This window comes from Streptomyces sp. NPDC059398, from assembly GCF_042751845.1.
Taxonomy (GTDB): Bacteria; Actinomycetota; Actinomycetes; order Streptomycetales; family Streptomycetaceae; genus Streptomyces.
On the sequence record NZ_JBHYWP010000180.1, the window covers coordinates 1 to 5,433 of the forward strand.

The following is a 5,433-nucleotide window of genomic DNA, read 5'->3' on the forward strand; positions in this document are numbered from 1 at the left end:
GCGAGGACTCGGCGGGGGATTCGGACGGCGTCACGGGCGTCGTCGTACGCTCGGCCTGCGCCGGAACGGTAGTGGCCGCCGACGGCTCACCGGACTCCACGCGGTCGCGTCCAAACACCTTGCGCAGCAAGCTCCGAATGCCCATGGGCGAGACCTTTCGCAATGATTCGCAATGATTCGCAATGACGTCGAGTACGAGACACATCCACGCCGACGGGAGTCGATCCCTGGCCAGGGCGGACACGTAAGGTTAGCGACCGCCTTCGGCGATCTTGGACCGGCTGGCCCTGAAGGGACGGTCTCAGGAGAGGGTAAGGGCTGTCCCGTAATCCCCGGTGGATCAGCGCGAGGCGCCGCAGCGGTGGTTGCCCGTCCGCCGTGGGTTCCGGGAAAGACCCGCGGAACTCACGCCGCCGGGCCCGGGTCCAGATCGAGCCGTGCGCGGGTCGTGTCGGCGAACAGCGCCGCCAGCCGCGCTCCGTCCGGCTGCCCCGGAGCGAACAGCCCGGCCGCGTCCGCCCGTACGACCAGCAGGGCGTACGCGTCGACGGTCTCCGAGACGCCCCGGGTCTCCACCACGTCCCACCACGCGTCGAGGTTCCTGCCGAACCAGCCGGGCAGCCCGCACGGCCCGGCCACCGCGTCCCAGAAATCGTCCAGCGAGACGAGCGGCAGCGTGCGCAGATCCACGACCAGTTCGGAGCCCATGGCAGCGGATGGTACGCGGAAGTCACCCCAGGCGTTCCGGGCCGACGGCCCCCGGACCTCCCGGTGTCTCCACGGCGAACCCGGCCTCACCCTCAGTGACCGATGACGCCCCGGCCGCTCCGGCAGGCAACCCGCCGACAACTCCCCGGCCGCTCCAGCAACCATCCGCCAAGCCCCCGCCCCTACAGCAACTCCCCGTACGCGGCGGCCAGCTCCTCGTACACCATGTCCAGCTCCGCCTCGTCGCTCCCGGGCCGTGCGGCGAGCAGCAGCCGTACCCCGAGAGGGTCCCCGTGCAGCGGTCTTATCACCAGGTCGGGTCTGGGTCTGGTGGTCGGCTGGCAGACCGTGACCACCTCGCCGGATGCGACCAGCGCGAACGCCGTGAGGTAATCGCCGTGCAGCACCCGGGGGTTGAGGCCCGCCGCGCGCAGCATCCGTCGCATACCGTCCAGTTCGCCGTCCACGGTGGGATCGACCATCCACTGGTCCGCCGCCAGGTCGGCCAGTTTCACCACCGGGTCGGCCGCGGCCGGATGGTCGGCCGCCAGCGTCACGGACTGCGGTTCGCGCTCGACCAGGACGCGGATGTCCAGGCCGTCCGGCAGGCGCAGCGGGCACCCCTCCACCTCGTGCACGAACGCCACATCCAGCTGGCCCGACGCCACCAGCCGCAGCAGCGCGTTGGCCGACACGTCCATATGGAGCGAGGTCTCGGTCTCCGGCAGCCGGGCGCGTAGCCTGCGCAGCCAGCCGGGGATGGCGCGGTTCGCCGTCGCGCCGATCCGCAGCCGGGGTCCGGCCGCCCGCGCGGCGGCGGCCTTCGCCTCGGTGACCAGGGAGCGCATCTCGTCGATCAGCGGGCGGGCCCGGCTGAGTACGGTGCGACCCAGCGGGGTGGGCCGACAGCCCGTGCGGGTACGGGAGAAGAGCTGCCCGCCCAGCGAGTTCTCGATCCGGCGCAGCTGGGTGGTGAGCGAGGGCTGGCTCATCCCCAGCTCACGGGCCGCCCGGTGGAGGCTGCCGGTGTCCGCTATGGCGCACAGTGCGCGGAGATGCCGCACCTCAAGGTCCATGGAACCCGAGAGTAGGGGCGGGCCAGGGGCCGCACCAGACCATCAAACCCCCACCGATAGCACCAAGTTATCGCCAGTTGCCATCATCCCGGCGGGGCGCCCGCACAGCACACTCTCCGGTACCACCCGTTCACCCCCACACCGGACGAGTAGGAGCCCCCCACATGAAGCACCGTAATACCGCGATCTCCGCGATCCTCGGCCTCGGCGTCGCCGCCGCTCTCGGCACCGTTGTCCCCGCCCAGGCGGCCTCCACCACGGTCGCCCCCGTGCCGCACACCGCGCAGAGCGCCCAGCACTACACGAGCGCACAGCAGGAGTCGGGGAACAAGGCGTTCTTCGACGCGGTCATGAAGTCGGTCGCGAAGAAGCAGGCGGCCCACCCCGGCCTGAAGTCGGTCACGATCACCTATGACGCGTCGGCCGCGCCCAGTTACCAGAGCCAGATATCGGCCAGCGCGCAGATCTGGAACTCCGCGGAGACCAACGTCAAGCTCCAGGCCGGCTCGTCCGGCGCCGACTTCTCCTACCGGGAGGGTGACGACCCGCAGGGTTCGTACGCCTCGACGGACGGGCACGGCAGCGGCTACATCTTCCTGGACCACGCGCAGACCCAGGAGTACGACTCGATCCGGGTCACCGCCCACGAGACCGGCCATGTGCTCGGTCTTCCCGACGACTACAGCGGCCCGTGCAGCGAGCTGATGTCGGGCGGCGGCCCCGGCCCGTCCTGCACCAACCGCCAGCCGGACGCACAGGAGCGCGCCCAGGTCGACTCGCTCTGGGCGAACGGTTTCGCCAAGGCCCTGGCCAAGGCGGAAGCGGCCCGCTCCTGACCGCAGGCTCCTGACCCGCATGCCCTGACGCCACCTCCCCGGCGTCGGCCCCCCACCCCCCGCACCCGGCGTCGCTGACGGCGCCGGGTGCGGGTGACCTGCCGGGGCGGAACAAACCGGGCCGGGCCACACACCCGGCCCGGTCTCAGCGCTGCGGGGAGGCGATCTCCCGGGCCGCGACGACCTCCTGGCGCAGTGGGGCGAGTACGCCCTCGTCGTCCCCCTTGATACGGGTCGCCACCTCCACCAGGGTCGGGCTGGACCGCAGCCCCTGCGCCAGTTCCCGCAACTCCTTCGTCACATCGCGGACTTCCTGCGGTGCGGGCGGCCGGGCCCCATGGTCGACACGGACCCGGGCGGCCGTCGTCGCGTCCACGATCCGTTCCGCCGCGACGACCAGCGGCCACCAGGCGGCGGCCCGCCTCCCGGTCGGCGGCGGCTCGGTCAGGGCCCGCTGGAACTCCGTCCGTACGACCGACAGATCGCGGTAGAGCCGCCGCCGCAGCCGCTCCCGGTCACCGGGGTCACCCGCTCCGTCCGGCGCACGCGCACCGTCGCCCGCCGGGCCGCCGCCACCCGTACCGGCCCCCGCCGGGCCGGATCCGTCCGCCGGGCCTGGTCCGCTCCCGCCGCCGAAGGCGCACTCGACGTACCGGGCGCTCTCCTCGACCGCGGTGGCGAGCCGGTCGCCGATCCGGGTGTGCCAGCTCTCCGGCCAGAGCAGATACCCCGCGACCAGGGTGATTCCGCAGCCGATCAGGCTGTCGAGCAGCCGGGGCAGCACCAGATGGAACCCCAGATGGTTGAGCTGGTCGGAGATCAGCAGGATCACCGGGGTGATGGCCGCGGTCTGGAAGGCGTACCCGTTCGCGGAGACCGCCGGGATCAGCGCCGCGAGCACCACCGTCACCGGCACGTCCCACCAGCCGCGCGGGACGACCCCGAGGACCAGGGCGGCCGTGAGCACCCCCACCGCCGTGCCGAGCGCCCGCAGCACCGCGCGGGAGAAGACCGAGCCGAAGTCCGGCTTCAGTACGAAGGTGACGGTGAGCGCGACCCAGTACGAGCGAGGAACGCTGACCACCGACACCAGCACCTGCGCCAGACCGATGCAGAGCGCGAGCCGCAGACCGTAACGCCAGGAGGCGGGCGAGAGCAGGACGGTGGCGGCGGCCCGGCGGGCCCGTACGCCGAGCGCGGCGGGGCGGCCGAGCCGGTCGTCCGTGCCGTACGGGCCGGGGCGGTCGGAATCCGCGTGGTGGACGACGGCGGCCGCGTGCCGCAGCGCCGCGTTCATGGCACGGTCGGCGGGGCCCTCCGGCTCGGGGAGCAGCAGACCGGGCACCGCGTCCGGCCGCCCGGAGGCGACCACGTCGGCCAGGTCCCGGACGGCGGCGGCGATCTCGGGGCGGCGCGAGGCGCGGCCGTGCAGATGGGCCGCCGCTGCCGCCTCCACCAGCGGAACCAGCACATTGAGCTGGGCGAGCATCCGCACCATCGACCTGCTGCGGCCGTGGTAGTGGGCGCGCCGGGCGAGGATCAGATCGTACGAGGCGTTGAGCGAGGCGGTCACGGCCTGGCGCCTGGGGCCGTACGCGGGTGTGCCCGCCGCCGCGAGCAGTTCGGCGACCGAGCGGTAGGTCGCGGCGACCGCGGTCCGCTCCGGGGTCCGCGCCCGCAGCGGCCAGCCGAGCAGGGCGAGCAGCAGCACGAAGAGCCCGCCGAGCGAGAGCAGCAGCGGCGCCTTCCACCAGGGTCCTGGCATCGGAAGACCCGCGCCGACCACGGAGTTGAGCAGGAGCAGCAGCCCCGATACGGAGGCCACCGCACCGATCGTGGAGATCATCCCGGAGACCAGTGCGACCAGCGTGAGCATCGCCACCGCGACCCAGCCGTCGCCGTACACCAGGGTGCCGAGCATGACGCCGACCGCACCGAAGCACTGCGGCACGGCGATGTTGAGGATCCGCATCCGGTACGCGTCGGCGGTGTCGCCGATGACACCCGAGAGCGCGCCCATGGCGACGAGCGCGCCGTAGCCGGGCTGCCCCGCGGCGAGACCCACCGCCAGCGGCGCGGCCAGCGCGATGCTCGCACGGACCACGGCGGCCCAGGGGACCGGCGCCGGCTGCGGGCGCAGCCCCCGGATCAGCCACTCCGGCGGCGAGACCAGCGGCTGCCTCTTCCGCGCTTCTGCTCCGACGTCGGCCGTGTCACCCATGCCCACAAGTTACGTCCTGGCCCGTGGCGCCCGCCGCTGCGCCGTACGAGTTGCCGGGACGCGGCTGCGGGTGTGCGCTGGTGGGAGGGCGAGTGGAAGGAATCTGCCATGGCCACACCCACCACACTCCGCGGACACCGGTCGTCCCACGGGCCGTCCCACCGGCGCCCGGCGGCCCACCGGCGCCTTCCGGCGGCCGCGGTGGCGGTGCCTCTCCTCCTCGGCGTCGTCTACGGCCTCTACACGGCGTTCATCCTCAGCTCGGGCCATGTGTTCAGCACCGCCAAGACGGTGCTCAGCATCGTCTCGGGGCTTGTTCTCGCGGTACTTGCCTTCGTTTTCGGCCGGATCCAGCACGCGCTTCCCAGGGAGGCGAGGGCTGCCGGGTACGGCGTGCTCATCGGCGGAGCGATGGGGTTCCTGTACTCGATGACCGGGTCGAGCGTCCTGTCGTCCTCGTTCATCGGCGCCGGGTTCGGCATCGGTGCCCTGCTCACGACGTTCTATCTGTTCTACACGCACGAGGAGTGACTCATCGCGGGGGGGGGGGGGGCGCCGGGGGGGCGCCCCCGCCCGCGCGCGCGCGCGCGGG

The 5,433-nt window shown here is 72.8% G+C and carries 5 protein-coding genes; 2 read left to right on the forward strand and 3 right to left on the reverse strand.

The genetic code is table 11. From position 1 onward, the window contains the following. Window positions 1-405: 405 nt before the first annotated feature. A complete protein-coding gene (locus ACFXBC_RS34540; protein ID WP_385033894.1) occupies window positions 406-708 on the reverse strand; it encodes a barstar family protein in 303 nt (100 codons plus the stop codon). 182 nt (window positions 709-890) lie between these two features. After that, window positions 891-1,784 carry a LysR substrate-binding domain-containing protein gene (locus ACFXBC_RS34545; protein ID WP_385033897.1) on the reverse strand — a complete coding sequence of 298 codons (894 nt, stop codon included), beginning with the start codon at window positions 1,782-1,784 and terminating at the stop codon, window positions 891-893. A gap of 164 nt (window positions 1,785-1,948) precedes the next feature. Between ACFXBC_RS34545 and snpA the strand changes: the two genes are divergently transcribed. After that, on the forward strand, window positions 1,949-2,620 hold the full coding sequence (gene snpA / locus ACFXBC_RS34550; RefSeq protein WP_385033900.1) for a snapalysin: 672 nt from the start codon (window positions 1,949-1,951) through the stop codon (window positions 2,618-2,620). A gap of 145 nt (window positions 2,621-2,765) precedes the next feature. Here snpA and ACFXBC_RS34555 read toward each other — a convergent pair whose 3' ends face one another. After that, window positions 2,766-4,841: an FUSC family protein gene (locus ACFXBC_RS34555; protein WP_385033903.1), complete on the reverse strand. Its 2,076-nt coding sequence runs from the start codon at window positions 4,839-4,841 to the stop codon at window positions 2,766-2,768. Between the two features lie 108 nt (window positions 4,842-4,949). Between ACFXBC_RS34555 and ACFXBC_RS34560 the strand changes: the two genes are divergently transcribed. Further along, window positions 4,950-5,372, forward strand: coding sequence for a hypothetical protein (locus tag ACFXBC_RS34560; RefSeq protein WP_385033906.1), 423 nt, complete (start codon window positions 4,950-4,952; stop codon window positions 5,370-5,372). The last annotated feature ends 61 nt before the right edge of the window (window positions 5,373-5,433 follow it).